Source organism: Yersinia canariae (assembly GCF_009831415.1).
In the GTDB taxonomy this organism is placed as follows: domain Bacteria; phylum Pseudomonadota; class Gammaproteobacteria; order Enterobacterales; family Enterobacteriaceae; genus Yersinia; species Yersinia canariae.
In genome coordinates this window covers 645,885-671,444 of sequence record NZ_CP043727.1, presented here as the reverse complement: position 1 = coordinate 671,444, position 25,560 = coordinate 645,885, and the positions used below count along the sequence as shown (strand labels likewise).

Below are 25,560 nucleotides of genomic sequence, written 5' to 3'. Positions count from 1 at the left end.
CCTCTGTTTTATATGAATTTATGAATAAATCTGTCCTCTACTGCCATGAATAAAAATAGCCAATTAAATCAGTTTAATAATAGAACGTGCGGTTAGCTCATCAGTCACCAAAGCATTCACATATTTGCCCTGTAAAGCAGCAACAATGGCTTCTGATTTTTCCACCCCACCGGCAACACCAATGACTGTCGGGATATTGGTCAAATCAGCCAGCGAAATACCAATTAATTCCTGATGAATCTGCATATCAGCCGCCAGCGCGCCGTCCGACTGCATAAAGTAGCCGAGGATATCGCCGACTGCGCCTTTGCGGCTGAACATCAGTTGCTCACCTTCACTGATATAGCCGGAGCGCAAGATAGTGGCTTCTTTTTGCTGATTCACGGAGCCAATCCCCACCACCGCCACATCCGCAGCACAAGCCGCCAACATGACATCGCGCACACTATTTTCCTGGCGGAATGTTTCGGCCACTTTGGCACTAGAGGCGCGCAGTGGCGCAGGAATAATACTGACCTGACAGGCGGCATCGAGCTGCCCAATCCCGGTCATATAAGACCCCACCCCTCCGGAGAGAGTGACCAAACGCACCTGCTGTGAAGCAATAAACCCACTCAAGTGCTGTAAGGCGCACATCGTCGTTTCGCCAAAACCGACAGCCAGTAGCTGCTGTGGCTGTATCAATGCCATCAATAAATGTGCAGCACCAATACCTAACCGGCTGCTAATACTGAGGTCAGCCAGTGACGGCAGAATGCGGATATGTTTGAGGCCAAAATGCTGTTGCAGCGCGTTTTCCAGTTCCAGACAACCCTCATAACGCGAATTAATCTGTACCCGGATAACCCCAGACTGACGGCCTTTCTCCAGTAATCTGGAGACCTTTAATCTGGTCAGCCCCAGCAGTTCGCCGATATCCCCTTGTGTTAAGCCATCATGATAATAAAACCACGCAATGCGAGCGAGCAGCTCCTCTTCACTCATGCTATTACCCGGATATTTGTATTCATCGTTGGACAACATGGGTTTTTCTTTTGTTACTGGTTTTTCTTTCATCATTACTGGTTGTTCTCTTCTCACTACTTATCGATTCAAACGACTTATTGACTCATAAGCCTACGTCATGAATGTTAAATCTTAATTGATAACTACGCTAACAGCTTAACCAACATATTTGAACACATTTTAATTTAAATTTTTTTATTCACAAAAATGTGATCTTCATTACGCCAATAATGGGATTATGCAGCTATCTTTTTTGAACACTTTTAATTTTAAATTATTTTTGTTCATCAGGGGTCATTAATGTCGCACACTGTCACTTCCCCGCCACCGCTGCTGCAGGTACGTGGTATCAGTAAGCAGTTTTCCGGCGTAGTGGTATTGAAAAGTATCGACTTTACGCTGCAACCGGGCCAGGTCCATGCCCTGCTGGGGGGGAACGGCGCGGGTAAATCGACGCTGATGAAAATCATCGCCGGGATACTTCCGCCAGACAGCGGTACCATTGAGATTAATGGGCAACCCTGCTTAAACCTCACCCCCGCCAAGGCCCACCAGCTAGGTATTTATCTGGTCCCGCAAGAGCCGATGCTGTTTGCCAATTTGTCCGTTCAGGAAAATATTCTGTTCCGGCTGCCCAAGCATCAGGCTGATAAGAAGAAAATGGCCCAGTTGCTGGAAAGTTTGGGCTGCCATTTAGATTTATCCGTCAGCGCCGGTTCACTGGATGTTGCTGACCAACAATTAGTAGAAATCATGCGCGGCCTGATGCGTGATTCCCGCATTCTAATCCTTGATGAACCCACCGCCTCGCTAACACCTGCGGAAACCCATCGTTTGTTCAGCCAAATAAAAATGTTATTGCAGCAAGGGGTTGGGGTGGTTTTTATCTCCCACAAATTGCCTGAAATTCGTCAACTGGCAGATTGGGTCAGTGTGATGCGCGATGGCGGTATTGCGCTGAGCGGGGTCACTAGCGATTTTTCCACCGAAACCATTATTCAGGCGATTACCCCGCAAGCTAAAAACAACGAGTTATCTGATACGCAAAAGTTATGGCTAGAGTTGCCCGGTAACCGCCGCTCTCAAGCACGGGCGCAATCCCATCAACCGGTGATACAAGTGACTGACCTGAGCGGTGAAGGTTTTGCCCATATCTCTTTTGAGGTTCACGCCGGCGAAATTCTGGGGCTGGCGGGTGTGGTTGGTGCAGGCCGAACCGAATTGGCTGAAACACTATATGGTTTACGGCCCGCCAGCAGCGGCAGTGTCATGCTGGAGGAGATCGACATCACCACAATGAAAACCGTCAATCGATTGGCAACCGGCCTGGTTTATTTGCCAGAAGACCGCCAAGCCTCCGGGCTCTATCTCGATGCCCCCTTGAGCTGGAATGTTTGTTCATTGACGCAAAGTAATCAAGAGATATGGACTCACCCGGCACAGGAAGCCGCCATTCTGGAGCGCTATCGTCGCGCGTTGAATATCAAATTCAACCACCTCGAGCAGCCAGTTCGTACTTTATCCGGGGGTAATCAACAAAAACTGCTGATCGCCAAATGTCTGGAAGCCAACCCGCTGCTACTCATTATTGATGAACCGACCCGTGGTGTAGATGTGGCGGCCCGCAGTGATATTTATCAATTGATCCGCAGCATTGCGGATCAACATGTGGCGATCATTTTTATCTCTTCTGATCTGGAAGAAGTGGTGCAAATGGCGGATCGCGTGTTGGTAATGCATCAGGGGGAAATCAGTGGCGCACTGGAGGGCAGCGCCATGAATGTCGACACAATTATGCATTTGGCTTTCGGTGAACATCATACCGACGCCCATCAGTCTGCTGAAAATGAGGGCGCATCATGTTGAAATTCATTCAAAACAACCGCGAAGGCACTGCACTGCTGGCGATCCTCACCTTATTTGCCCTGCTCGGCGTCATCGACACAAATTACTTCAATTTGCAAACCTTCACGATGATCTTCAGCAGCGCACAGATCCTGATCCTGCTGGCTATCGGCGCGACTCTGGTCATGCTGACTCGCAATATCGACGTGTCTGTCGGATCGATAACCGGCTTGTGTGCGGTGACAGTCGGTATGGCGCTAAATGCCGGTTTCGGGCTGGCGGTATCTTGCTTGTTTGCTCTGCTGGTTGGCATGGTCGCTGGCTTCTTTAATGGCATTCTGGTGACCTGGCTGCGCATCCCGGCGATTGTGGCCACCTTGGGCACATTGGGGTTATATCGCGGCTTAATGCTCTTACTGACCGGTGGCAAATGGATCGAAGGGCTGCCGGCGGATCTGAAAAGTTTATCAACGCCAATTCTGTTTTCAATCTCTCCCATTGGCTGGCTGATTATGTTGCTGATTGTGGCAATGGCCTGGCTGCTCGGGAAAACAGCTTTTGGCCGCAGTTTCTATGCCACCGGCGATAACTTACAGGGCGCGCGCCAATTGGGGATCCGCACCGATAGCATTCGTATCTTTGCTTTCTCAATGAATGGCGTGATGGCAGCTCTGGCAGGGATCGTATTTGCCTCCCAAATTGGCTTTATTCCCAATCAAACCGGCAGCGGGCTGGAAATGAAAGCCATTGCTGCCTGTGTACTCGGCGGAATCAGCTTGCTCGGCGGCACCGGCACCATTATTGGCGCAATTCTCGGGGCCTATCTGCTGACACAAATCGATAGCGTGTTAGTGCTGTTGCGCTTACCGGCTTGGTGGAATGATTTTATCGCCGGCTTGGTGTTGCTGGGTGTGCTGGTGTTCGATGGCCGCCTGCGCTGCGCGGTCGAGCGCAATATCCGCCAACAGAAATATGCGAGATTCACCACCCGATCGACGAGTCCGGATAAAAAAACAAAACCAACCAATAGCAAATCATCGAACGGCAAATCATTTACTAAAAAAGAGGTGGCACGATGAATATTTATCGCCGTTATGGATGGGAACTGGCTCTGGCGGCCCTGCTGGTGCTGGAAATCGGGCTGTTTGGTTTATCCAATTCGCGCATGTTGGACATTAATGTGCTGCTGTTCAGTACCAGTGATTTTATCTGCATTGGGATAGTCGCGCTGCCGCTAACCATGGTGATTGTCAGTGGTGGCATTGATATCTCATTCGGTTCCACCATTGGATTGTGCTCAATATTCCTGGGTGTGATGTTTCAGGCGGGTGTTCCCATGGGTATCGCCATCCCGCTGACTCTGGTGGTTGGCGCGCTCTGCGGTTTGATTAATGCCGGGCTGATTCTGTATACCGGCGTCAACCCATTGGTCATCACCCTCGGCACCATGTATCTGTTTGGCGGCAGCGCCCTGTTACTGTCCGGTATCTCTGGGGCCACGGGCTATGAAGGCATTGGCGGCTTCCCAACAGCCTTTACGGATTTCGCTAACCAAACTCTCTTCGGCCTACCGATACCACTGGTTATCTTTATGGTTTGTGTGTTGCTGTTCTGGTTGCTGATGCACCGCACCCACAGTGGCCGTAACGTTTTTCTTATCGGGCAAAACAGCCGCGTAGCACGATACAGCGCCCTGCCCGTCGCCCGCACTTTATGCATCTTATATGCCCTGACCGGCGTGGCCTCCGCCATTGCCGCCGTCCTGTTGGTTTCTTACTTTGGCTCGGCACGATCTGACTTAGGGGCATCATTCTTGATGCCTGCTATCACCGCCGTAGTGTTGGGAGGAGCCAATATTTATGGTGGTTCTGGCTCAATCCTGGGTACGGCACTGGCAGTACTACTGGTGGGTTACTTGCAACAAGGCCTGCAAATGATTGGCACACCCAATCAGATATCCAGTGCGCTGTCCGGTGCATTACTGATTCTGGTGGTTGTCGGGCGATCTATCAGCCTGCACCGGCATTTGATTTATGAATGGCTTCAACGTCGCAAAAATACTGTCGTTTAACCTGCTCTTTTTTATAAAAAAATTGCCAACACCTCTATACCTATATCGGAGATAGCCATGAAAACACAAAGATTAAAAAAACTGGCGCTGGTTTGTGCCCTCGGATTCGCCGGCATCACTTTTAGCGCTATAAATGCTGCACAAGCGGCGGAGCGCATCGCATTTATCCCGAAATTGGTCGGGGTTGGCTTCTTCACCAGCGGCGGTAAAGGTGCTGTCGATGCGGGTAAAGAGTTGGGTGTGGATGTGACCTATGATGGCCCGACCGAACCAAGTGTTTCCGGCCAAGTTCAATTAATCAATAACTTCGTCAATCAGGGCTATAACGCCATTGTGGTCTCTGCGGTTTCACCCGATGGCCTGTGCCCTGCATTAAAACGCGCCATGCAACGCGGCGTCAAAATTCTGACGTGGGATTCTGACACTAAACCTGAATGCCGCTCGGTGTATATCAACCAAGGCACCCCAAATCAGTTGGGTTCGATGCTGGTCGATATGGCAGCAAATCAGGTGAAAAAGGACAAAGCCAAAGTGGCGTTCTTTTATTCCAGCCCAACAGTGACTGACCAGAATCAATGGGTAAATGAGGCGAAGAAAAAAATCCAACAAGAGCATCCCGGCTGGGAAATTGTTACCACTCAATTTGGCTATAACGATGCCACTAAATCATTACAAACCGCCGAGGGTATTTTGAAAGCCTATGGTGATCTCGATGCCATTATTGCTCCGGATGCCAACGCCCTCCCCGCTGCGGCCCAAGCAGCAGAAAACCTGAAACGCGACAATGTGGCTATTGTCGGCTTCAGCACTCCGAATGTGATGCGCCCTTATGTTGAACGCGGCACGGTCAAGGAATTTGGCCTGTGGGATGTGGTTAATCAAGGCAAAATCTCGGTATATGTCGCCAATGAAATGCTGAAAAAAGGCGATCTGAATGTCGGCGATAAAATGGATATCCCGAATATTGGTGTGGTCGAAGTCGTCCCGAACAGTGTTCAGGGTTATGACTTTGAGGCCAAAGGTAACGGCATTGTATTACTGCCGCAGCGCGTCATTTTCACCAAAGAAAACATCGACAAATACGATTTCTAATCTCGGCGGCCCGTGGTGATATGGCTGCGGGCCAATAGTATCTTTCACCTCCGGTTGGAGTAATTACAGATGGCTGATTTAGACGATATCAAAGACGGTAAAGATTTCGGTATTGGCGTACCGCAGCAAAACCCTGCGTTTACACTTAAAGGTTGTGGTTCGCTGGATTGGGGGATGCAGTCTCGCCTGGCAAGGATTTTTAATCCAAAAACCAACCGCACTGTCATGCTGGCATTTGACCATGGCTATTTTCAGGGCCCGACGACCGGTCTGGAGCGGATTGATATCAATATCGCCCCCCTATTTGAATATGCCGATGTCTTAATGTGCACCCGTGGTATTTTGCGTAGCATTGTGCCAGCGGCAGCCAATCGCCCAGTGGTTCTACGTGCATCGGGGGCAAACTCAATTCTGACTGATTTATCCAACGAGGCGGTGGCCGTCGCGATGGAAGATGCACTGCGGCTTAACTCCTGCGCGGTGGCGGCACAGGTTTATATCGGCACCGAGCATGAGCATCAGTCAATTAAGAATATTATCCAGTTAGTCGACCAAGGCTTGCGCTATGGTATGCCGACCATGGCCGTCACGGGTGTGGGCAAAGATATGGCGCGCGACCAACGCTACTTCTCTCTGGCGACCCGTATCGCCGCTGAAATGGGCGCCCAAGTGATTAAAACCTATTATGTCGACAGTGGATTTGAACGAATTGCAGCGGGTTGTCCGGTGCCTATCGTCATTGCTGGTGGCAAAAAGTTACCTGAGCGGGATGCGCTGGAAATGTGCTATCAGGCTATTGATCAGGGAGCATCAGGTGTCGACATGGGCCGGAATATCTTCCAATCAGAAGCGCCGATAGCCATGCTGAAAGCGGTTCATGCTGTAGTGCATAAAAACGAGAATGCAGAAACGGCATACAAACTGTTTTTACATGAAAAGGGTTAAACCAACATGGTGGCCAGCCGTTGGCTGGCAAGCAATGACAAGGAGAAAGGTATGCATGTCACCCTCGTCGAAATTAATGTGAAAAATGACAAAGTTGAGCAATTTATTGAGGTTTTCCGCGCTAATCATTTGGGATCAATCCAAGAGGCGGGAAATTTACGTTTTGATGTCTTGCAGGATGAATCAATCCCAACGCGCTTTTATATCTATGAAGCCTATGTTGATGAAGATGCGGTGGCAGCACATAAGAAAACGCCCCATTATCTGAAGTGTGTCGAACAACTTGAGGGGCTGATGACCGGCCCACGTAAGAAAACCGTCTTTATTGGTCTAATGCCTTAATCGATACGGGCAGTCGTTACCTCGCGCTGCCCAGTCTTCTTTCCCACATTAATTTCTCACCCGCGTTGAGCAACACCCAAACTTAATCCTCAGGACTAAGAACGCGGTGGTAATACTGGCCTTAACTATAATGGAGATAAATAAACCCTAATCCCAATCGAGAATGAGGCAACTCCATGTCAGATAAAATCGTCGTCGGCATCAGCGCTTGCCTGTTAGGTGAAAAAGTCCGTTTTGATGGCGGGCATAAACGCCTGGCATTTGCCACCGACGAATTAGCCCCCTTCGTGCGCTTTGAACCCGTTTGTCCCGAAATGGCTCTGGGCCTGCCTTCTCCTCGCCCTGCTCTGCGATTGGTTAAAGCTGGGGAAAATGAAGTCCGAATCAGTTTTAGCAATCAACCGGAAACCGACCTGACATCCGCCATGCAGACGTTTTCAGCTAAAAGGATTGCTGGACTACAACACCTCAGTGGCTATGTGGTTTGTGCCAAATCACCCAGTTGCGGCATGGAGCGGGTACGAATATATGAAGCCGAGGGTAAAAACAACCGCAAAAGTGGCACGGGTATTTTTACCCAAGAATTGATGCGCCAAATGCCGTGGCTACCTATTGAAGAAGATGGCCGACTGTGTGACGCGCAATTGAAAGAGAATTTTGTTGCGCGAATCTATGCTTTGCACGAGTTTAACCAGCTATGGCAACAAGGCATGAGTCGCGCCAGTTTGGTTGCATTTCATAGCCGCTATAAATTATTGCTGCTGGCGCATTCACAACCCGCCTACCGAGAATTGGGCCGTTTTGTGGCGGCCCTCGAAAAATGGGAATCAATAAATGAGTGCGCCTTTGAATATCGAAATCGGCTGATGGCCCTGATGAGTCGCCCCTCCTCACGCCGGGGACATACCAATGTATTACAACATGTCCAAAGCTATTTCAGTCACCAACTTAGCCCGCGGCAGCGCAACGAATTGGCACAACTCATTCTGCGATATCGTCAAGGTAGCCAACCGCTGCTCGCCCCGATGACTTTGCTCAAACACTATCTGGCGGAATACCCTGATGCCTATCTGTCCCAGCAACGCTATTTTGATCCTTATCCGGAGGTTTTATGCTTAAGGTATGGGCATTAACATGAAGCGGAATATTTTCATCAAAACAACTGAGTGTAAAAGTGGCTCATATATTTGAATAGAAAACTTCCGCGACCTGCCGTATAGGATTAGTGCCAGTGATGCAGACCTCAAGATACATACCATCACGCACCCTATCGCTACCACAGATAAACTCTTAATCTACATAATCCGCGTTATCAGATAACACCTATCAGTAAAATGCCTTCATTGAGCTATTCTTAGTGCCGAAGATAATGATTACGATAATCCCGAGCTGTGATCCCACAGTAACACAGGAGTTTTTATGAACACGACTCATCGCCTGATACTGGCTTTGACTTTTTCCACCTTACTGCTGGCCGGCTCAGCTAACGCAAATAGCTTATTAGACTCAGTAAAAAGTGCCGCGGACCAGTACAGTAGATCAGGTGATAGCTCGTCTTCACTGTCATCTTTGACCGGTTTACTTAATGGCGGCGATAAAACACTGAGTGCCAGTACTATGACCAATGCTGCGGGTATTTTGCAGTATTGCGTTCAAAATAACGTGCTATCAGCCAACGGCACGACGGCGATTAAAGATCAATTAATGAGTAAACTGGGGATCACTAGCACTGAAAATGCCAAAAGTCAGGACTATCAAGAAGGCCTTGGTGGATTGCTGAAAACTGGTGAAGGGAAGAACCTGAATTTAAACGACCTGAGTAGCGAACAAATTACAGAAAAAATTAAAACCAAAGCCTGTGATTTAGTGCTGAAACAGGGTCAATCATTCTTGCTTAAATAATGAGATGAAGATTGATAATACTCCCCATGCTTCGGGGAGTATTATATTACTTATCCTAGCATTAAACCGTTTCTTCCGATTCAACTGACTTTTGATTACGACTGACCGCCACTTTAAATATCCAATAGATAACACTAGCAGCAACCAGTGAATTAATTGTCGGGATGCCCCATTCGGTTACAAGCCCAATAACACTGCCGACAATACTGGCAACAATTGCGGCCCAGCCAATAACAGGTGTTTGTTTATCATCAGGCAATTTCCCTTCTTGCCGGCTTTTATCCAAGATTTTGCGATGAGAACGCAACACGTAATAATCCACCAACATAATGCCAATAATCGGTGGGAATACCACGCCAAGCACCGTCAGGAAATCGACAAACCGGTCAAGTATCCCCAGCACAGACAATGTGGTGCCCAGCACACCAATAACCAAAGTGGTTGATATATATTTTAGTTTTTTGCCTGTCAGCCCTTCGACCGCATTAACTATGCCGAGTGAAGACGAGTACAGATTAAGATCATTAACCCTTAAAGTGGAAAACACCACAACCAGTAAACCCGCACCACCAGCAGCTTGGGACATGATTGTCACGACATCTGCCGTCCCGAGAGTTTTAGCAATCAAGATTGCCAACCCATTAACAATAAACTCGCCAGCTACAATAGTGAATATTGTTACGCCAAGGACATGTTTACTGTTTTTAGAATAGCGCGTCAGATCTGGCGTCATTAAACTCGCCACAATGGCTCCACCGACCACGATAGTAATGCCCGCACTAATAGATAGAGATTCACCCGGTGGAATCAGTTGGATAATTTCATTCAAATTATGGCCCGACAGTGTGCTAATGGAGATATAAGCCACCAGCAAAATAAACATCGGCACTGCAATTCTGGCAGCAATGCGCAATGCTTTAAAACCGAAAGCTACCAGGATAGTTAACAGGCTTCCGGATAAAGCAGCTGCGAATCCAAACCCGAGTTTATGGCCCAAGGCGAAATCCAGTGATTTAGCGAAAATAGCATTTTGAATACCAAACCAACCTAGCAAGCTAATGGCCACCACAATCCCTATCAGTGCTGACCCTAAGCGCCCAAAGCCGCACCAACGGGCCAATAGACTGCCAGAAATACCCTCGCGCATCCCTGCTAGCCCAAGGCCATAAGTCACTACACCAAATATTATGCTGCCGATGAGAATCGCAGTAAATGCATCAGTCAGCGTCATGGAATTACCGAGTACAGCGCCGAGCATAAATTGATCCAGCGCGGTCAGCATACCCATATGAACAATAGCGACACTTAAAAATGAAACTCTTTTATCCTGTGGCACCCGGCTTAATGGATAATCTTCAATGTTGATCACGATAAGGTGTACCTTGTTGTTCAGATAAACTGGATTCCTTTTGCCACCAGGCGATCGGGAATGTAATTATCCAAATGCGCAAATTTGCAAAACTCCTCAAACTGTTGCAGCGTGTGGACATCAGATTTTTGATAAATTGTATATATTCTGTTTTCTATCGTTTTAGTGCTGATGTTATATATCTTCGCAATCTCTTTCACAGAAAGTCTTTGCAGCATTAAAAATATAACGTCAAGCTCAGCCTGAGTGAAAATACTGTTATTAACTTCAGTTGTCAGAATACTGGGTTTTTGTTGGTTGATATATTTTAGTGGGGATAAGGTATTAAGTGGTTTAGCATTCCACATCACACCAATAACTTCTTTCTTGTCGTTATAAACAGGCAGTTTCTCACTGATAAAGGGGGTCAGAGTATTTTTCCCATACCAATAATGGGTTTCTATTACAGTAACCCGATCCTGCGTTTCTTCTGTCCGTTTGTCATGCTCTATCAGATCAGAAGCAAATTCAGTCCAATTTCCGGGAAACTCATAATCCATCTTCCCTTCAACTTCAAAACTCAGCGGGGTATTCGTATAAAGGTAAGCGGCCTTATTCATATATATATGGCGGGAGTTCAGATCTTTAATGCCCCATGGCTCACTTAAGTGTTCCATCATGGCAATCAGGCCCTTGAAATAAATTTCATTATTTATATCGGGCAAATCCATGGCAACCTCGCCGATGAAGAATGAGTTAAATTTCTTTTGCCAGATAGTGTCGTGTATGCTTTTTGGCATACCCGCCTAAATTGCCATATACACGATAGCCTAATTTCTCATAAAAACCTTTGGCCTGAAAATCGAAAGTATCGACATAAGCCATATGACATCCACGTTTCAAGGCTTCTTCTTCCGCTTTTTCCATTAGCTGACGACCATAACCGCTTTTACGATATTCATCACTGACCCAAAGATACTGAATTTCTAGCCCACCCCACCATGTTCTGGCAACCAAACCGGCAACAATTGTACCGTCGTCGTCAGTCACCGTTAAAAACAGCGGGTGAATGTCTACAGTCTGCGTTTTATCATTGTGAGCCCAAAGGCCATCAATAACATACTCTTCATCCTGCGGATTGGGTTTATCGGTAACGTTAATATTCATTTTCGGAACATGCCTTCCTGTTTTAATAGTTAAAATCGCAATACTACCCTATAGATTTCGAGATGCAGGAAGACAGCCAGTGCTGACCCGTAGGGTGGGGCTGAGGTTCATCATCCCAATAAGCCTACAAAAGTAAGTGATTCGGGTGACAAATCCGCCAGGATCAGATTTGAACACTGCCAACACACCTTATCGTGAAAAATGACGGGTATAAATTAATTGATCACAACTGCTTGTAATATCATTTTCCTTAAAGTGTTTCAAGAGTGGTTTTCACCCGTTCCCGTCATCATGTTAAGTGTTTATATTTATTGTGACGGAGCTAAAAAATATCAATACACTTTGTATGGGTAATCTTTATTTTCCTGCTCTGTCTGCAAATGCTGATATCGCCTCACCAGGGCCTCATCGGGGAAATCTACCAATAATTCACGGCTCCACCCGCAGAGCAAGAATCACTTGCCATAGGGGGAGCCGCTCATCACGGCCCCAATCCATTAATTTTACTACTTAATATTGGCTCTCTAACTGAAAATAGGCTTAGCAGTGCAGAGTTCAAACTAAAGTTCGCCGCGTTCTTATCTAAAACATATATTTGTAATCATCACTTATCAGCCCCATTACATATCTGGTGCCACTGCCACAGCATGTATAGCAGCGGCATTTATCAGTGAAGTAGATACAGTACAGTTCTCCAACGGCAGAGAATTATCCGCCTGGTGCGGTCTGGTCCCCCGGCAGTAGAGTTCGGGAGGGAAACAAAGGTTGTGCTCAGTGACAAAAAATGGCAATCGCAGACTGAGAACATTAGTCATCCATGGTGTGCGGTCAGTGATGCGCTGCGTAAAAAAGCGTGATGACCACCGAGGTCTTTGGCTGAAAAGGCTCGAGGCCCTGCGAGGCTTTCTGAAAACGACCGTAGCTCTGGTGAATAAACTGACCCGGATCATCTGGCGAGTTCTAGCTGATGATGTTGATTTTAATATGAATAAGGCTTTTGCTGTGAGTTGACTCAATACCGCGTGAAAGAAAACGCGTCTCGCTGAGTTTGCAGGCACTGATGAGAAAACGGCTACCGTCCCTGTAACAGCCTGAAGTTGACCTAGGTAATCATATACCGGTGTAGTGATAAGGAAACAGGGTTCGGATAACATCATGGCACAGATAACTTAACCTACTAATGACACCGGATATATGGTTGCAAACCTTAGCGAATCAGTACTTGTAACGCCCGGGCGTCTGTAATGGTCTAATCATTCCGGACACTTTGTTAGAGATATAATGAGCAATACTAACGAGGTGAGAATGCGAAAAAAAACGTTTACCCATGAGTTCAAACAGGAATGTGTCAATCTGGCTATTCAACATAACTATCCAGTGACTCAGGCTGCTGAAACAATGAATATTGGCCTTTCAACCTTACAACGCTGGCTACGGCAGTATCGCGGAGAGATCCGCGGAAATACGCCGATAGCCAGTGCTATAACACCGGAACAACGGCGAATACAAGAACTTGAAAAGCAGGTACGGCAGTTGCAGAGCGACAATGACCTGTTAAAAAAGGCTTCGGCCTTCTTCGCCATGGAAATGAACAACGACAAAAAGTCGCGGTGAAACTGAAGAAGGTCGGTGCAAATATCCAACAGGTATGCCGCTGCTTATCGCTCACGCGCAGCGTGTTTTATGCCCGTAGTAGTCGGCCAATGATCAAACCCGATGTTCTGATGTTGCACGCGGCGGCTAAGCATGTTCACGCTGAAATGGATGCCACATATGGCAGCCGGCGCATGTGCATCGAGTGACGGGAACAAGGTTTTAACGTGGGCAGATACCGCGTTCGGCAGATAATGAAAAACGTATTACTGGTAGCTAAACGGCCCGGGCGTCATCGCTATCCACGCGGCGGAAAACCCGCTGTCGTGGCCGCTAATCTGTTGAACCGGCAGTTTAATCCAGAGACATTGAATACCTGGTGGTCAGGTGATATTACCTATCTGCGTACCGCTCAGGGCTGGTTATATCTGGCTATCGTGATGGACTTATGTTCAAGAAAAATAGTGAGTTGGGCCTTCTCAGACAAACCGGACAGCGACTTGACTGTCCGGGCCTTAAGGCTGGCCATAAATAAACGACGACCCACAGGGTCTGTGGTGTTCCATAGCGATCAAGGGGCGCAATATACCAGCGCGCAGTTCCAGTCCTGCCAGCAGGAACTGGATGTTACAGGTAGCATGAGCCGAAAAGGTAACTGCCTGGATAATGCTGTTACGGAAAGGTTTTTCCGCAGCCTGAAAGCTGAGAGGGTTAACTATCGTCGTTATGAAACCCGAAGTCAGGGTATCGCTGATGTTATCGATTATATCGACAGTTTTTATAATCTGAAAAGGCGGCATTATCGTCTGGGAAATATATCACCGGATGAATATGAACGCCGACTACAGCAATGTGCCTAAATCCGTGTCCGGTTTTAGTTGACCATTACAGTTTTAGTTGACCATTACAAACAGCTTACGGGCTTCATCCCGGCGAGCCCTGGCATCCGCCAGCGAGACTTCGGGGTATTTCCCCAGCGCCAACATCTTTTCTTTACCGCCAAAGCGATATCGCAGCCGCCAGTACTTTGAGCCGTTCGGGTGAACCAGCAATACCATGCCGTCGCCATCAGTAAGCTTATAGGCTTTTTCTTCAGGCTTCGCCGTACGAACCTTCACATCACTCAGAGCCATGTTGAGTATCCTTTCAAGGGTTCTGTGTGGGTACAAACATTATCGAACCGGGATATACCCGCAAATGTACCCGCATCAGTAAGTTGATGTAGATTGAATCAGGTTGACTTATGTTGACTGAAAAAGCGAGAGAAGCCTTGCGGGGAGTGGATTTTAGACATAAAAAAAGACGTCCGTAGACGTCTCTTTACATACTAATGGTGCGAAGGCCGGACTCGCCAATCAATTTCAACCTTCTGAATTATAAGTAAATAAATTGATACACCACCACTTTGTATACTCACTTATATACTCAATTGATTTTGACATAAAATAAAATAAAATCAATAAGTTAGTGAATTGGTAGTTTTAAGATTTTACGTGATTTTTCTGAAGAAAAACAGATTTCAGAAATGCCTAGATTAGATGCTTTGCGCTAACATTTCGGGGTAGTGTTTCGCAATGATGTCATTCATCTTGTCGATTAGCTCTGGGCGCTTAAACGTCAAGTGCCCGGTACCCTTCTGGAAATATCTAATATAGAAGTAATCATCTTCATACGACTGCTGGCTCGGGTTATCACGCACATGCTCCATGAGTCGGGTAGTTATGTCGCCCCGGTTATCAGGGATCGGTTTTCCGTCCAGCAAAAACAACATGCGCTCCAAATCGGCTAACTGGTCTCTGCGCCAGCCCCAGTTCAGGCTGTAACCCCAGCGATTGTAAGTCACCAGATTGTTGATGATAATTTTCTTACCAAAGCTACAGGGACTGTTGGTTTTGTAATCCCATGATAGCCCTTTGAAGACGTTGATGATCCCACGTTCAAAGACATCCATTTTGTTTAGATGTAGCTGCTCAAAGGTACTGAGAATATTAGCCTCGCTGATGGCAGGAATATTCTCCCCCTCAAGGTTTTTGTTCCACTGGTCCCTTGCCTGGGCATCCATCAAACTGAGCATTCCCGATTTCTTCATCAAATCTCGCCATATACCGCGATCAAGATTGCAGGTAATCACCTTCATTGCCGTTTCTGCTTTCTCCATAAGCCAGCAGCCACAGCGAAAGTCTTGTCGCATGGCCCAGTCTCTTGCAACTCCACCGCCAATGCTGCTGGTAGTTGCCGAGATGCCTTCAAGCTGGCAGATAACGGCTTCAGTCTGTGCCAGCGCTGCGTTACGCCCGGAAACGATCCGCTCGAGATTGGTCGAGCAGATGAGTTCAGTGTGATCAGTTAGTACTTCAGGTTCTGTCTGCATAATTAGTTTTCCATGCACAAAAGCAAACACGCCTGCCGGGAATGGCTGGCGCATTATGCTGGGAGAGTCGGGACAAGAAAAATCAGGCGTTCAAATCAGGAATGCGGCTCGCAAGATTTAGATACTTAGCGATCCAGTCAGCTGTTTGTTGCCAATCAGAGAGGGGAATATCCGTATTTATCTGCCAGGTGGCAGGGCAATAGTAGTTAGCTAATAAAATAACCACCCTGACCAAAAAACCATAAGGCAGGTTATTGGTATTGCAGCGATAGTCGGCTGTTTGATGCATTCCGCGAGTCAGTATAAATGCATCCCCTGCCTGCTGGCGGGCTCCACTTCCGTTAAACGAAATGACGCCTAGACCAATTAAACTATCGTCAAACCGTAGCGACGTATTACCTGAATGCTCGCAGATGGTCAGGCTGGGATGGCCTGTGGTTTGCGATTGCGTTCTTATGTAGCGATAAGCGGAAGTCACGGCCCTGCAAAGATCCAGCCACGCGTCTGGTTCAGCTTCCTGAACCTGTTTGATACGATATAATCCAGTATTGGAAGAAGTGTTATCGTTCATGGCCTCTCCCCTTTTGTCTGAGAAAATATTCCGGTAGCCCGCCGCGCACGTAGAACATCGACGACGTTGAGGTAAGGCTCTTCCCAGGAAAAACCATCGCGGTCTGTCCGAATCAGTGCATAGCGTTCAACCTGGAAATTCACTGCATCTGCCAGCGAGATCCCCGCATCGATATGCTCCTGTATGACCCGGCTTTCACTGAACGGCGTTTCATTTATCGTCAGGCTGTAATGTTGCTGGAACAGATATGCCAGCAGAGTTTGCCAGGCTTCAGTCGGTGTCACTGCTTTAGAACTTGAAGTCATCAGAGAATCTCCTCACAGCCAGCCGCGTTCGGCGAAAGATATCGATTCACCGTGTCCGATGACGACATGATCCAGCACCTTGATACCCATCAGAGTTGATGCTTCGATCAAGCGCTCTGTCACGGAACGGTCTGCACTGCTGGGCTCTGCAAATCCCGATGGGTGATTGTGTGCAAAAACCACAGCCGCCGCGTTGTGGCTTAAGGCACTTTTGATGATTTCCCGTGGGTAAACAGAGGTGGCGTTGATGGTGCCCAATGATGTCATTTCACTGGCGATAAGGCGGTGCTGAGTATCCAGATACAGCACCATAAACACCTCGCGTTCGAGTTGCTCAAGTTGTAAACGCAGGTACTGCAGGGTCTCGGCGCTGGAATTAAAACTAACGGGTTTTTGTTTCATCTGTTTTTCCAGCAGGGTCAGCGCCATCTGGATAACACGCTGGTGGGTTTGATATTGCATGGCTAACTCCAATAAAAGAAAAGCCGCTATCCGGTGAGATAGCGGCCTTATCGTGATGACATTCAGTGAATTGAAAATGGATAAGAGAAGGATCAGGAGGCCAGCTCCAGCATGTTTTCTGCCATAACCCAAAGGGCCCGGTTGAGCTTCACATCCCCATCGATACCTTTCACGGCACGAGTATGGGCACGCTTGCCTTTGGTCGTTCGCCCCGACAGTCCACCTTTGATCAGGTTTTCCTGGATACGCTGATATGTGGTCCAGAGATCGGTACTTTCATCCTGCCAGCGGCGGGCGCTGAGAATTTGTGATTCGGTCACCGGCTGATGCTCTTCGCCAAAGCGATAGGTTAACGCAGCCTTTGCCAGCGCTTGTTGTGCCGGTGGCGATAACAACAGAGATTGCATGGCGTCGCGTTTCTCCTCTACCCGGTCAAATATCCCCAATACTTCGTATGCTCCCTCGATAACCTTCTCCACCACGTTGCCTTTATGTGGCACGCGCACTTCCCCGAACGACTCACCGCAAATCAGGCCATTTTGGCAGACTGAACGAAATAGTCCCGGCAACATCTGATAACTGCTCGAACCATCATGGCTGTTGAGCAGAATAATTTCAGGGACCTGATTCCCCGTGATCTGCCCCTCGCGGCGCAGGCGGAGCATATGCTTAGTATGCTCGCGTTTGTTTGGGTCACGTACGCGGGTTTGACAGGCAAAGAACGGCAGGAAGCCTTCACGCTGCAGGTTGTCTAAAAGTGAAATGGTCGGGATATACGTATATCGCTCACTGCGCGACTCGTGTTTCTCTTCGCTGAATACACTGGGAACAAAGTGCGCAAGTTCATCACGGGTTAATGGCCGATCGCGGCGTACAAGATTAACTGCACCAAAGCGGCTGGCTAATTTCATGATTAAATCCTTATTAGAGTGACATAAAAGGAAAAGGCCATGCGTCCCGAAGGAGGCATGGCCTGAGAGTGAATGCTTTTTGATGGGGCTATTGCAGCTGCTAGCATTAGCTGTACAGCCTTAGCAGATCCTTAAAATGAAAAACCCCTGTCGCATACGCGACAGGGGCTCAACAAAAAATGGGTTTGAAATTCGGCGTTCTTTATCGGTAATAAATTTCGGTACATTCACCATCTTGTGGAAGAACCTTTTGGGCATTTTTCAGGTTGACCTGATAACTGCTCACCTTCTTATCATTGATGTAAACATCGAAACTCTGAGCCTTCGCAATATCTCCAATGAACGATACCCATGCATTATCGGCATTTCGCCACCCGAGAGAGGCAGGGATCCAATACTGTTGGTCACTCATTACAACAATAATATTAGGATCTTGATCCCCAGGATATACAGTCGTGCCATTAGCTAAGGTGACGGCTACACCATGCTCAAGTATTCCATTCTTGTCGGGATTGCCGGTGCAGTTGATCGTGAAGGCCACATTATCCGTGTTGGTGATAGTGTATTCCGCATTGCCCTGTCCGAAGCCGCTACTCCACATATTTGGAATAGCAAGAACAGGAAACGTTGATGACAATAATATTGTTAATATAATGGGGCTTTTCACTTTCATTCAGATTTCCATATTATTTTTGTCTATAATAAGTTCATTTATAACTTTTATAGCGAAGTATTTCTCGCCCTTGATATTTTACTACCAAGTCGTCATATTCCGGCCTTTTGCTATTAGGTAAGAAGGTTACTTGTGTGCCCGGACGACAAAGATCTTTCACTGTAAGATTGGTTCCTTTGTCTGGAACGATAGTCGCTCCTTCGCCTTGACCTGCATTGCTGCTAATTTTTGTGACCCATCCCCAATGCCCCCCCACGCAATTTTTAGTTGGTGATGACTTTACGATAACCATAAAGTCCTCACTGTTAATCTCTGGAGCAGAACACTGCCTGGTCATCTGCAAATGTGCATCGCACCAAAATCTATTTCCATTTTCGTAATTTACGCTCGCAGGTAAAATACCACCATATGGTTTAGCACTGACTCCTCCACAAACCACTATGCCTAAAATAAATATATATATTATTTTTTTCATCAACCTATCCTTAATAAATTTAATATTCAATTAATGCTTCCCCGTAGAAAACACAAGATAACATTCTGAATAAAGCTAAAGTGTGGTAATGCAATCATAAATTGCGGATTAGTAATTATTTGACTTACCTCATCATTCGGTGTGTATTTTTCATTTAGAACGCAAACTTCCGTTAGTTCAGATAGTCTATGAACAGATATTTCCTCGAAAGATTCCCCAACCAAAAACCAATTTCCTTTAAAAAGCACGAGTCGATATGGTGAAATTATCCTGCAAAGATGACTTGCTGTAGTTAATTTAATTTTCCGCAGTTGAGTTATAGAGAAAATAATATTATATAAAATATCATCTGAAAATATTTCACCCTGAGACTTCACCCCCCAGATAATACAAGGAGCATCAACGCTACTGGATAGTAGTGTATTTACCAAACGAGTATTAAGGCCAGGAAGCATTGTGGAGACACCACTTTGTCGGGCAAAGTTCATTACGATTTTTTCCTGACGAATCAAATTATCATCAGGCAATAATCGACAGTATCCATTCTGATATTCCAGATCAAGGTACATCAGCCGCTCCCTAAAATCTCGACGCAGAGTGCGTACTGATACCCCAAACTCTCCCGCCAGTTTGCGTACGCTCAGTGTTTCACCACTTAACAGGCGGCTGATAATCAGTGACAACCTTACGGCCAGCCGGTCATAGCGACGTTCAGGCTGTGGCATTGCGTAGTCTCCGTTGAAAGTTAACTGACAGAAAAATGATGTGATTACTTTAACTAGATGGGGGGACAGGTTATGGACACAATATGAAATATTTTTATTTCCGATGGAATGTAGATGCCATGCGGGTTGGCAGTCTTTTCTGGTGATCATCTGTGAAAAAATCGATATCAATATCGGACAAGGTGTGTCCGCAGTCCTATCAATGGCAAACATCCATGCAATACCTTAAACCGGTACACGGCCTTGCGTATGTTCCAGCAAGGTCTCCGCCATCACCCAAAGCGCACGGTTCAGCTTCACGTCCCCATCAATACAGTTAACAGCACGAGTGCGGGCTTGTTTACCTTTTACATTTCGCCCGTTAAGACCACCTTTGATTAAGTTTTCCTGGATCCGTTGATAAGTTGTCCAAAGGTCATCAGACCTATCCTCCCAGCGACGGGGAGACAGAGCCTGTGCTGCAGTCACTGGCTGGTGCTCCTCTCCGAAACGGTAAGTGATGGCCGCCGTTGCCAACGCGTGTTGCGCTGGTGGAGGTAAAATCAATGACTGCATGACCTCACGTTTTTCCTCAACACGATCAAATATACCCAGCACCTCATACGCGCCTTCGATGACCTTTCCAACGACGTCGCCTTTGTGCGGTACACGCACCTCGCCAAACGTTTCGCCGCACACCAGCCCGTTCTGGCAGACAAAGCGGAATAATCCCGGCAGCATTTGGTAACTGCTTGAACCATCATGCGAATTCAGAAGAATGATTTCGGGAACCTGTTTACCCGTTATCTGCCCCTCGCGACGCAGGCGCAGCATGTGTTTGGTATGCTCACGCTTCTCGGGATCACGAACCCTTGTCTGACAGGCAAAGAACGGCTGAAAACCGTCTTTCTGCAAGTTGTCGAGAAGAGTGATAGGGGGAATATAGGTCGCTCGCTGCGTGATCCATGTTTTTCCTCGCTGAATACGCTGGGAACGGTGCTAAATAATTCGTCGCGAGTTAAGGGACGGTCACGGCGAATTATATTGGCCGAGCCAAAGCGGGAAGATAAACGGGCCATAAATTCTCCTTTGTTGTCATTCAAAATGAAATAAAGAAAGGCCTGCTGCGTGAGCAACAGGCCTTTAAATTGGGGGATAAGAGGTACTGTTAATTCAGAAGAAAAAGTCCCATATGGCGCGGGCGACTGAAACCACCGAGTCACGCACGCCGAGAATTAGTGCTCTAACTGCTTCAGGTATAAATGGCAGCATAGCTGCTTTATCAAGCACTCCACCTACAGATTTACTAAAGTCCGCACGCGCACTCTCTTTGACAGAATGACTTCTGAGATTATGGTTTAGTTGGGTTTGAAAGGGGCTGCTGGCTTTTGCAGGTAAAGTCTGCATTAGGTTATCAACCATTTGAGTCAGTCCCCATCCATACTTTGCTGATATTGCACAGACTGGATTCCTAGGGGAAAACTGAGAGCGGATATCTCGTAATTTATGGCTGACGTTGATTTTTTGTAGAGAGGATGGTGCTTGGTTAGTGGTATCCCATTCGTGACAAGGCTCAATCTTGTCAGCCTGGTTGACCACAAACAGCACGTTGTCGCGATAAGGCTCACCCACCACATGTCGGTAAAAATGCTCATCCACCGCCAGGGCCCGGTCATCGGCTTTGATGACCCAGAGCACCAGGTCCAGCCGGGGTAATATCTGCTGATAAAGCTGCGCATATTCGCTGTCCCGCTGTCGGCTTTCACCCACGCCGGGAAGGTCCACGATGGTCATCCCTTTGTTCCCCACCTGCAGCCGAAAATAGAGCGCCTCGCGGGTGCAGGCGCTGACATCGCTGACGGGGGAAATATCCCCCTGAAACAGGACATTGCACAGAGAGGATTTCCCCACCCCGGTTTTGCCCATGATGCCAATCACCGGCTCGTAATCCGTCAGATGGCGCACGTGTTGCAATACCGTACTGGCCATTGCTGCCGGTAACGCGGACAGCGACAGGCTGATAGCCTTCACCCCTTCATGTTGATTCATATCGTTCCTCAAGACAGAAAATGAAGCGACTGAAGCGAACTCACGGGTTCACTACGGTCGTTGTAGTTGTCATGGGAATAATATCTGTCTGAAAATATTTTCATTCGTCGTCAGCGTCCCGCTCAGGGCAATCCGGCCAAAGTAATTGTCGCCGAATAAGAGGGGCTGCTGCCTGCCATCTTCGACTGCATGCAGACATCATAATGGCAAACATTTATCGTTATAATCGATCTATTATAATATATCGATCGTCATAATCTATTTATTGCGTAATTATATCGCTGATATGAAATCGAATGTGTTGTACGGGTTAACGTTATTTTTTCGGAAATGGGGTGTGCAAAACCCTGGCTGTTCACATGGCGATACGGTTTCCCCCTGGACGACAAAGGCTGCATGGTGTATTGATTTACTCACAAGGAATGAGCAATGATGTTTAATAAATACTGCTGTCGGGCGCGTTGTCGCTGGTGTCGGCCTCTGCGTTGGCGGCCCCTGAAAATGGTCTCTATCTCTCGGGAAAGGCCGGCGTAGGGATAATGAATCTGGGCGACCAGTCGTTGAGCTACCGCTCAGACGTTATCCCCTCGGATTTTGGCAGTAAACGTGACAACAATTTTGCGGGGTCGCTGGCGGCGGGTTACGATTTTCATCCGCAATTTGACGTACCTATGCGCGTGGAGCTGGAATATACCGGCTACGGGAAGGCGAATGCCAATAACGGCGTAACTTACAACGAAGCCTCGTTTGGTTACCCGGACTATGAGGGCAAGAAAGAGAACAGCCTGGAGGTGCAACTCCAGACGGTGTTGTTAAATGCTTACTGGGATATTCATAACAGCACCCCGTTCACGCCCTGGGTCTCTGCGGCCATGGGGTTCAGCCACCTGTCGCTTGACCAGCACACCGTCGATTCGGATACGCAAATCAGCACCGGTCAGCGGGATGACACGACGAGAAGCGGTAACCACTCGGGCAGCAGCAACAATTTTGCCTGGGCGGTAGGGGCGGGCGTGAACTGGGCCATCACGGATAACGTCAGTATGGACCTCAGTTACCGCTATGTGGATGCGGGGGAGGTTGAAGCGAATTACACGACGCGTCGGGGAGCCAGTGAAACGGCGAAGGTGTCGGTGACGTCGAACGACGTGCTGCTGGGTGTGCGCTACACCTTCTAAAAGGGGGACACCTGCTGTGCCAGCCGAGAGAGTTGTTTGGCACAGCAACTTCAGGGGCAATATGAGCACTGTCCGCATTCCTCCCACCCAAAGACAGTGTTCACCCGCTCACGAATACTGCATGTGTAAAATTTCAGCATCCCTCAATAACGTCAGATAGCTATTTACAATCTCAAGCATAAATAACTGCCCCTGTTGACCTTTCACATCGGTAACCTGCACCTTGGTTTGACTTTGGTATACGGGATGACTTCCTTATCTGGCGACTATTTTTTCGCGCTATAAACCACAGTGACCTTTTCCGGTCTTCTCAACGTGGGTCCCGTCAGAGCGTTTATCCGATAAACGGGCACAATCACTGCGTTATGACCACTGAACAAAATAGGTATCCAGCAGTATACCCGCGGATCTTTTGTTGTCTCTGGAATCCCTTTCGTGCCGAAAGACATCAGATCAACCACGCGGATAAAGAGGGCACTGGCAAGATCAAAAAAGAACTCGCCATAAACGACATCTTTGACCAGCAAAATGATCGCATCCCCCGCAGCCAGTTTTACGGGTGAAGAGGCTTCCTCTTGCTGTTTCTTATCCATAAAAACTTTCCTTTCCGTGTAAATAAAACAGGCGTAATGGGCATCCAGCTCTGACTTTTCCAGAAGCGATAGACAGAGATCTTTGATGTACCGGCTTTCCACTTTGCCGATAGCATTATCCCGACGATAGTGTCGCTTCCGCTCACGAACATGCATCACGCCATTGACGCTGTCAAAGTCATAACCTTTTCCTGCCTGTAGCTTACTTTCCCAGAGTTCCAGGCAATACTTCTCAGCGGCGACAACATTGCGTCTTTGCGGTAAATCCTGCTGATAGACGCCGGATAACAACCGTGTATTCAGTTCATCCGCAAGCTGGTAATAGCGATTAACATCTTTCAGGATAGGTATAGTGGCGTCCAGCAATGTAGCAATAACCTGCGAACGGGAGATCCCTTGTGATTTACTGTACTCTTCCAGTACGCGCACAGTCTCTGGAGTACGAATATTAAAGGTTATACGGTCACCCATGCTTATATCCACCTGTTAATCATATTGAAGATTATGCATATCTTATCGTTTAAATGTTATTATTTTTCATATAATTGATTTTATTCTTCGATAACTGTAATCCACCTAGACATAATAACCCGGCTTCACGGAAAAACACTAAGCCTCACACAATTAAAACCAGGGGGAATACCAGGTAGAATATTTGGGTTTTTAGTATAATTAAGGGAAACCAGCAGTGTTCTCTCCCCTTCTATCTCCAGAAGCAAGACTTGAATCTGCTCCTATCTCCCTAGACGTAAAATCACACCTACTCGCAGAAGAATAAGCCAAAGTGTCTACTCCTCGAACCTGCACGCATCCCGATCAGCTACCAATTCACCTCAACGTCAGTGCCAACTGATCAACGTTGAGAAGGTCTGGTAACTAAAAAATACATTTTGTCCCCTTCCTTTGTACATACGACAGAGGATAACCCAATGCACATTCCCTACCCCTTCAACCCTGGCTACACAATGAACTGGTTCCTTCTCTCCCTGATTAACCACCACCTAAATCAATTACTGGCACGCTACGCGCGCTTGCAGGTGCTGAGAGTCGATCTGTTCTACAAAACAGGCTCATGGCGTTTTAGCAACCATTCCTTGCGTGATACACAGCGAGAAGTCCGTGCACTGATAGAAAAGACCATGTTGCTATCAAACACCGTCGGCTATTTCTGGGTACTGGAAACAACGCATCGGCACGGGTGCCATGCGCATATCGTGTTTTACCTCAATGGCCACACCAACCAGGCGACGTACCACGTCGCTGAACGGGTACGCGCTGTCTGGCAGGACATCACTGATCATCAGGGTTATTACAATCGGTGTGAGTACAAAGCGTCTTATGTCGCAGATATCGATATCGGTGAGCCAGTTAATTATAACGACGAAGAAGGGATCAACGGACTGCGTTACATCATCAGCTATCTGGCCAAAGAGGAACAGAAGGACGGTCAGTACATTTGGGGGTGTAACGAAATCCCTCCGCCAAGTGGTTTGGGCAGACCCCGCAGTCAATAGCAGTTCGGCCTGCATTTATTTTTTACAACAACCCCGGTTGGTATAGCAGAGTCAGCAGGGTAAGCACGTAGCCCTACCCGCCCGACTCCGGTTTCCCTTTGACCAATCGGAGAGCACTACCATGACCGTATTACCCGACCTAACCAACGACCATCTGGTCACGATGGCTTTTATCACCGAGTTCACCGGCTTGAGCGACAAATGGTTTTATCAACTTATCAGCGAAGGTAAGTTCCCCAAGCCGATTAAACTTGGGCGCAGTTCCCGTTGGCTGCACAGCGAGGTACATGCTTGGGTACTGGAGAGGATCGAGATATCCCGGGAGCCGTCGTTGTGAAGCGGAAACTTTTCAAGTGGGTAACTCATCACGCATTGATAGGATTGAATAAAAAATTCAACACCCGCCTCAAAGCATCATTTTAACGACAGATACAGGAGCATAAA

At 47.5% G+C, this 25,560-nt stretch carries 27 protein-coding genes and 4 pseudogenes; 15 read left to right on the top strand and 16 right to left on the bottom strand.

Annotated features, from left to right (window positions below):
• Positions 1–63: 63 nt before the first annotated feature.
• On the bottom strand, positions 64–1,056 hold the full coding sequence (gene lsrR / locus F0T03_RS03215) for a transcriptional regulator LsrR (RefSeq protein ID WP_145554830.1): 993 nt from the start codon (positions 1,054–1,056) through the stop codon (positions 64–66).
• A gap of 249 nt (positions 1,057–1,305) precedes the next feature.
• Here lsrR and lsrA point away from each other — a divergent pair, with 249 nt between their 5' ends.
• The 8 genes from lsrA to F0T03_RS03175 all read left to right on the top strand — a co-directional run bounded on the left by lsrA (position 1,306) and on the right by F0T03_RS03175 (position 9,202).
• Positions 1,306–2,871 carry an autoinducer 2 ABC transporter ATP-binding protein LsrA gene (gene lsrA, locus F0T03_RS03210; protein WP_159677218.1) on the top strand — a complete coding sequence of 522 codons (1,566 nt, stop codon included), beginning with the start codon at positions 1,306–1,308 and terminating at the stop codon, positions 2,869–2,871.
• The gene (gene lsrC, locus F0T03_RS03205; RefSeq protein WP_159677217.1) at positions 2,865–3,929 is read left to right on the top strand and encodes an autoinducer 2 ABC transporter permease LsrC; all 1,065 of its coding nucleotides are present in this window, start codon (positions 2,865–2,867) and stop codon (positions 3,927–3,929) included. The genes lsrA and lsrC overlap by 7 nt, the downstream gene beginning before the upstream one ends.
• A complete protein-coding gene (lsrD, locus tag F0T03_RS03200; protein ID WP_145554787.1) occupies positions 3,926–4,921 on the top strand; it encodes an autoinducer 2 ABC transporter permease LsrD in 996 nt (331 codons plus the stop codon). The genes lsrC and lsrD overlap by 4 nt, the downstream gene beginning before the upstream one ends.
• Positions 4,922–4,978: 57 nt before the next feature.
• The gene (gene lsrB / locus F0T03_RS03195) at positions 4,979–6,013 is read left to right on the top strand and encodes an autoinducer 2 ABC transporter substrate-binding protein LsrB (protein ID WP_145554788.1); all 1,035 of its coding nucleotides are present in this window, start codon (positions 4,979–4,981) and stop codon (positions 6,011–6,013) included.
• Positions 6,014–6,082: 69 nt separating this feature from the next.
• Positions 6,083–6,958: a 3-hydroxy-5-phosphonooxypentane-2,4-dione thiolase gene (lsrF, locus tag F0T03_RS03190; RefSeq protein WP_145554789.1), complete on the top strand. Its 876-nt coding sequence runs from the start codon at positions 6,083–6,085 to the stop codon at positions 6,956–6,958.
• A gap of 51 nt (positions 6,959–7,009) precedes the next feature.
• A complete protein-coding gene (gene lsrG / locus F0T03_RS03185; RefSeq protein ID WP_145554831.1) occupies positions 7,010–7,300 on the top strand; it encodes a (4S)-4-hydroxy-5-phosphonooxypentane-2,3-dione isomerase in 291 nt (96 codons plus the stop codon).
• 176 nt (positions 7,301–7,476) lie between these two features.
• Positions 7,477–8,433: a YbgA family protein gene (locus F0T03_RS03180; protein WP_159677216.1), complete on the top strand. Its 957-nt coding sequence runs from the start codon at positions 7,477–7,479 to the stop codon at positions 8,431–8,433.
• 286 nt (positions 8,434–8,719) lie between these two features.
• Positions 8,720–9,202, top strand: coding sequence for a YjjA family protein (locus F0T03_RS03175; RefSeq protein ID WP_159677215.1), 483 nt, complete (start codon positions 8,720–8,722; stop codon positions 9,200–9,202).
• A 61-nt stretch (positions 9,203–9,263) separates the two neighbouring features.
• Here F0T03_RS03175 and F0T03_RS03170 read toward each other — a convergent pair whose 3' ends face one another.
• Genes F0T03_RS03170 through F0T03_RS03160 form a run of 3 tightly spaced genes read right to left on the bottom strand, consistent with a single transcriptional unit; the run spans position 9,264 to position 11,717 of the window.
• Positions 9,264–10,571 (bottom strand): cytosine permease, encoded by a 1,308-nt coding sequence (locus F0T03_RS03170; RefSeq protein WP_145554792.1) that lies wholly within the window; start codon positions 10,569–10,571, stop codon positions 9,264–9,266.
• A 20-nt stretch (positions 10,572–10,591) separates the two neighbouring features.
• On the bottom strand, positions 10,592–11,281 hold the full coding sequence (locus F0T03_RS03165; protein WP_145554793.1) for a helix-turn-helix transcriptional regulator: 690 nt from the start codon (positions 11,279–11,281) through the stop codon (positions 10,592–10,594).
• Between the two features lie 25 nt (positions 11,282–11,306).
• The gene (locus F0T03_RS03160; protein WP_159677214.1) at positions 11,307–11,717 is read right to left on the bottom strand and encodes a GNAT family N-acetyltransferase; all 411 of its coding nucleotides are present in this window, start codon (positions 11,715–11,717) and stop codon (positions 11,307–11,309) included.
• A gap of 591 nt (positions 11,718–12,308) precedes the next feature.
• On the opposite strand from F0T03_RS03160, the pseudogene F0T03_RS03155 reads away from it, so the two are divergent.
• The 4 genes and pseudogenes from F0T03_RS03155 to F0T03_RS03140 all read left to right on the top strand — a co-directional run.
• A pseudogene (locus F0T03_RS03155) lies at positions 12,309–12,728 on the top strand (transposase).
• 294 nt (positions 12,729–13,022) lie between these two features.
• The gene (locus tag F0T03_RS03150; RefSeq protein WP_159677213.1) at positions 13,023–13,331 is read left to right on the top strand and encodes a transposase; all 309 of its coding nucleotides are present in this window, start codon (positions 13,023–13,025) and stop codon (positions 13,329–13,331) included.
• Entirely contained in the window at positions 13,328–13,519 is a 192-nt protein-coding gene (locus tag F0T03_RS03145; RefSeq protein WP_159677212.1) for a hypothetical protein, read from the top strand. Before F0T03_RS03150 ends, F0T03_RS03145 begins: the two co-directional genes overlap by 4 nt.
• A 12-nt stretch (positions 13,520–13,531) precedes the next feature.
• Positions 13,532–14,170 (top strand): annotated as a pseudogene (locus F0T03_RS03140) (IS3 family transposase); the annotation flags it as partial.
• Between the two features lie 51 nt (positions 14,171–14,221).
• Here the strand turns inward: F0T03_RS03140 and F0T03_RS03135 are convergent.
• The 11 genes and pseudogenes from F0T03_RS03135 to F0T03_RS03085 form a co-directional block, all read right to left on the bottom strand.
• Positions 14,222–14,443 (bottom strand): annotated as a pseudogene (locus F0T03_RS03135) (Arm DNA-binding domain-containing protein); the annotation flags it as partial.
• Positions 14,444–14,844: 401 nt separating this feature from the next.
• Positions 14,845–15,681: a DUF4942 domain-containing protein gene (locus F0T03_RS03130; RefSeq protein ID WP_159677210.1), complete on the bottom strand. Its 837-nt coding sequence runs from the start codon at positions 15,679–15,681 to the stop codon at positions 14,845–14,847.
• An 82-nt stretch (positions 15,682–15,763) separates the two neighbouring features.
• Entirely contained in the window at positions 15,764–16,252 is a 489-nt protein-coding gene (locus F0T03_RS03125; protein ID WP_159677209.1) for a hypothetical protein, read from the bottom strand.
• Positions 16,249–16,557 carry a TA system toxin CbtA family protein gene (locus tag F0T03_RS03120; protein ID WP_050085522.1) on the bottom strand — a complete coding sequence of 103 codons (309 nt, stop codon included), beginning with the start codon at positions 16,555–16,557 and terminating at the stop codon, positions 16,249–16,251. Before F0T03_RS03120 ends, F0T03_RS03125 begins: the two co-directional genes overlap by 4 nt.
• 12 nt (positions 16,558–16,569) lie before the next feature.
• Entirely contained in the window at positions 16,570–17,019 is a 450-nt protein-coding gene (locus tag F0T03_RS03115) for a JAB domain-containing protein (protein WP_050085524.1), read from the bottom strand.
• Between the two features lie 92 nt (positions 17,020–17,111).
• Positions 17,112–17,933 (bottom strand): DUF932 domain-containing protein, encoded by an 822-nt coding sequence (locus F0T03_RS03110; protein ID WP_159680649.1) that lies wholly within the window; start codon positions 17,931–17,933, stop codon positions 17,112–17,114.
• A 199-nt stretch (positions 17,934–18,132) separates the two neighbouring features.
• Positions 18,133–18,603 carry a hypothetical protein gene (locus tag F0T03_RS03105; RefSeq protein ID WP_159677208.1) on the bottom strand — a complete coding sequence of 157 codons (471 nt, stop codon included), beginning with the start codon at positions 18,601–18,603 and terminating at the stop codon, positions 18,133–18,135.
• 34 nt (positions 18,604–18,637) lie between these two features.
• Positions 18,638–19,078 (bottom strand): hypothetical protein, encoded by a 441-nt coding sequence (locus F0T03_RS03100; protein WP_159677207.1) that lies wholly within the window; start codon positions 19,076–19,078, stop codon positions 18,638–18,640.
• Between the two features lie 26 nt (positions 19,079–19,104).
• A complete protein-coding gene (locus tag F0T03_RS03095; protein ID WP_159677206.1) occupies positions 19,105–19,803 on the bottom strand; it encodes a helix-turn-helix transcriptional regulator in 699 nt (232 codons plus the stop codon).
• A 225-nt stretch (positions 19,804–20,028) separates the two neighbouring features.
• Positions 20,029–20,861: pseudogene (locus F0T03_RS03090) on the bottom strand (DUF932 domain-containing protein).
• Between the two features lie 94 nt (positions 20,862–20,955).
• Positions 20,956–21,831 (bottom strand): GTPase family protein, encoded by an 876-nt coding sequence (locus F0T03_RS03085; RefSeq protein ID WP_159677205.1) that lies wholly within the window; start codon positions 21,829–21,831, stop codon positions 20,956–20,958.
• A 470-nt stretch (positions 21,832–22,301) separates the two neighbouring features.
• Here F0T03_RS03085 and F0T03_RS03080 point away from each other — a divergent pair, with 470 nt between their 5' ends.
• On the top strand, positions 22,302–23,009 hold the full coding sequence (locus tag F0T03_RS03080; protein WP_159677204.1) for an outer membrane protein: 708 nt from the start codon (positions 22,302–22,304) through the stop codon (positions 23,007–23,009).
• Between the two features lie 266 nt (positions 23,010–23,275).
• Here the strand turns inward: F0T03_RS03080 and F0T03_RS03075 are convergent, their stop codons facing one another.
• Positions 23,276–24,073 carry a hypothetical protein gene (locus tag F0T03_RS03075; RefSeq protein ID WP_159677203.1) on the bottom strand — a complete coding sequence of 266 codons (798 nt, stop codon included), beginning with the start codon at positions 24,071–24,073 and terminating at the stop codon, positions 23,276–23,278.
• Positions 24,074–24,531: 458 nt separating this feature from the next.
• Here F0T03_RS03075 and F0T03_RS03070 point away from each other — a divergent pair, with 458 nt between their 5' ends.
• Together F0T03_RS03070 and F0T03_RS03065 are read left to right on the top strand one after the other, a co-directional pair.
• A complete protein-coding gene (locus tag F0T03_RS03070) occupies positions 24,532–25,116 on the top strand; it encodes a YagK/YfjJ domain-containing protein (RefSeq protein WP_159677202.1) in 585 nt (194 codons plus the stop codon).
• A 121-nt stretch (positions 25,117–25,237) separates the two neighbouring features.
• Complete coding sequence (locus F0T03_RS03065; RefSeq protein WP_159677201.1) at positions 25,238–25,453, top strand: helix-turn-helix transcriptional regulator; 216 nt, start codon at positions 25,238–25,240, stop codon at positions 25,451–25,453.
• The last annotated feature ends 107 nt before the right edge of the window (positions 25,454–25,560 follow it).

What these genes read in the sequence shown, in the direction of transcription:
- lsrC (WP_159677217.1), top strand. Translation starts at nt 2,865, where the DNA reads ATGTTGAAATTCATTCAAAACAACCGCGAAGGCACTGCACTGCTGGCG.
- F0T03_RS03115 (WP_050085524.1), bottom strand. Translation starts at nt 17,019, where the DNA reads ATGCAATATCAAACCCACCAGCGTGTTATCCAGATGGCGCTGACCCTG.
- F0T03_RS03100 (WP_159677207.1), bottom strand. Translation starts at nt 19,078, where the DNA reads ATGAAAAAAATAATATATATATTTATTTTAGGCATAGTGGTTTGTGGA.
- F0T03_RS03095 (WP_159677206.1), bottom strand. Translation starts at nt 19,803, where the DNA reads ATGCCACAGCCTGAACGTCGCTATGACCGGCTGGCCGTAAGGTTGTCA.
- lsrB (WP_145554788.1), top strand. Translation starts at nt 4,979, where the DNA reads ATGAAAACACAAAGATTAAAAAAACTGGCGCTGGTTTGTGCCCTCGGA.
- F0T03_RS03125 (WP_159677209.1), bottom strand. Translation starts at nt 16,252, where the DNA reads ATGAACGATAACACTTCTTCCAATACTGGATTATATCGTATCAAACAG.
- F0T03_RS03105 (WP_159677208.1), bottom strand. Translation starts at nt 18,603, where the DNA reads ATGAAAGTGAAAAGCCCCATTATATTAACAATATTATTGTCATCAACG.
- lsrD (WP_145554787.1), top strand. Translation starts at nt 3,926, where the DNA reads ATGAATATTTATCGCCGTTATGGATGGGAACTGGCTCTGGCGGCCCTG.
- lsrR (WP_145554830.1), bottom strand. Translation starts at nt 1,056, where the DNA reads ATGAAAGAAAAACCAGTAACAAAAGAAAAACCCATGTTGTCCAACGAT.
- F0T03_RS03165 (WP_145554793.1), bottom strand. Translation starts at nt 11,281, where the DNA reads ATGGATTTGCCCGATATAAATAATGAAATTTATTTCAAGGGCCTGATT.
- F0T03_RS03180 (WP_159677216.1), top strand. Translation starts at nt 7,477, where the DNA reads ATGTCAGATAAAATCGTCGTCGGCATCAGCGCTTGCCTGTTAGGTGAA.
- F0T03_RS03150 (WP_159677213.1), top strand. Translation starts at nt 13,023, where the DNA reads ATGCGAAAAAAAACGTTTACCCATGAGTTCAAACAGGAATGTGTCAAT.
- F0T03_RS03075 (WP_159677203.1), bottom strand. Translation starts at nt 24,073, where the DNA reads ATGGGTGACCGTATAACCTTTAATATTCGTACTCCAGAGACTGTGCGC.
- F0T03_RS03160 (WP_159677214.1), bottom strand. Translation starts at nt 11,717, where the DNA reads ATGAATATTAACGTTACCGATAAACCCAATCCGCAGGATGAAGAGTAT.
- F0T03_RS03085 (WP_159677205.1), bottom strand. Translation starts at nt 21,831, where the DNA reads ATGAATCAACATGAAGGGGTGAAGGCTATCAGCCTGTCGCTGTCCGCG.
- F0T03_RS03070 (WP_159677202.1), top strand. Translation starts at nt 24,532, where the DNA reads ATGCACATTCCCTACCCCTTCAACCCTGGCTACACAATGAACTGGTTC.
- F0T03_RS03130 (WP_159677210.1), bottom strand. Translation starts at nt 15,681, where the DNA reads ATGCAGACAGAACCTGAAGTACTAACTGATCACACTGAACTCATCTGC.
- F0T03_RS03065 (WP_159677201.1), top strand. Translation starts at nt 25,238, where the DNA reads ATGACCGTATTACCCGACCTAACCAACGACCATCTGGTCACGATGGCT.
- lsrA (WP_159677218.1), top strand. Translation starts at nt 1,306, where the DNA reads ATGTCGCACACTGTCACTTCCCCGCCACCGCTGCTGCAGGTACGTGGT.
- lsrF (WP_145554789.1), top strand. Translation starts at nt 6,083, where the DNA reads ATGGCTGATTTAGACGATATCAAAGACGGTAAAGATTTCGGTATTGGC.
- F0T03_RS03175 (WP_159677215.1), top strand. Translation starts at nt 8,720, where the DNA reads ATGAACACGACTCATCGCCTGATACTGGCTTTGACTTTTTCCACCTTA.
- F0T03_RS03120 (WP_050085522.1), bottom strand. Translation starts at nt 16,557, where the DNA reads ATGACTTCAAGTTCTAAAGCAGTGACACCGACTGAAGCCTGGCAAACT.
- lsrG (WP_145554831.1), top strand. Translation starts at nt 7,010, where the DNA reads ATGCATGTCACCCTCGTCGAAATTAATGTGAAAAATGACAAAGTTGAG.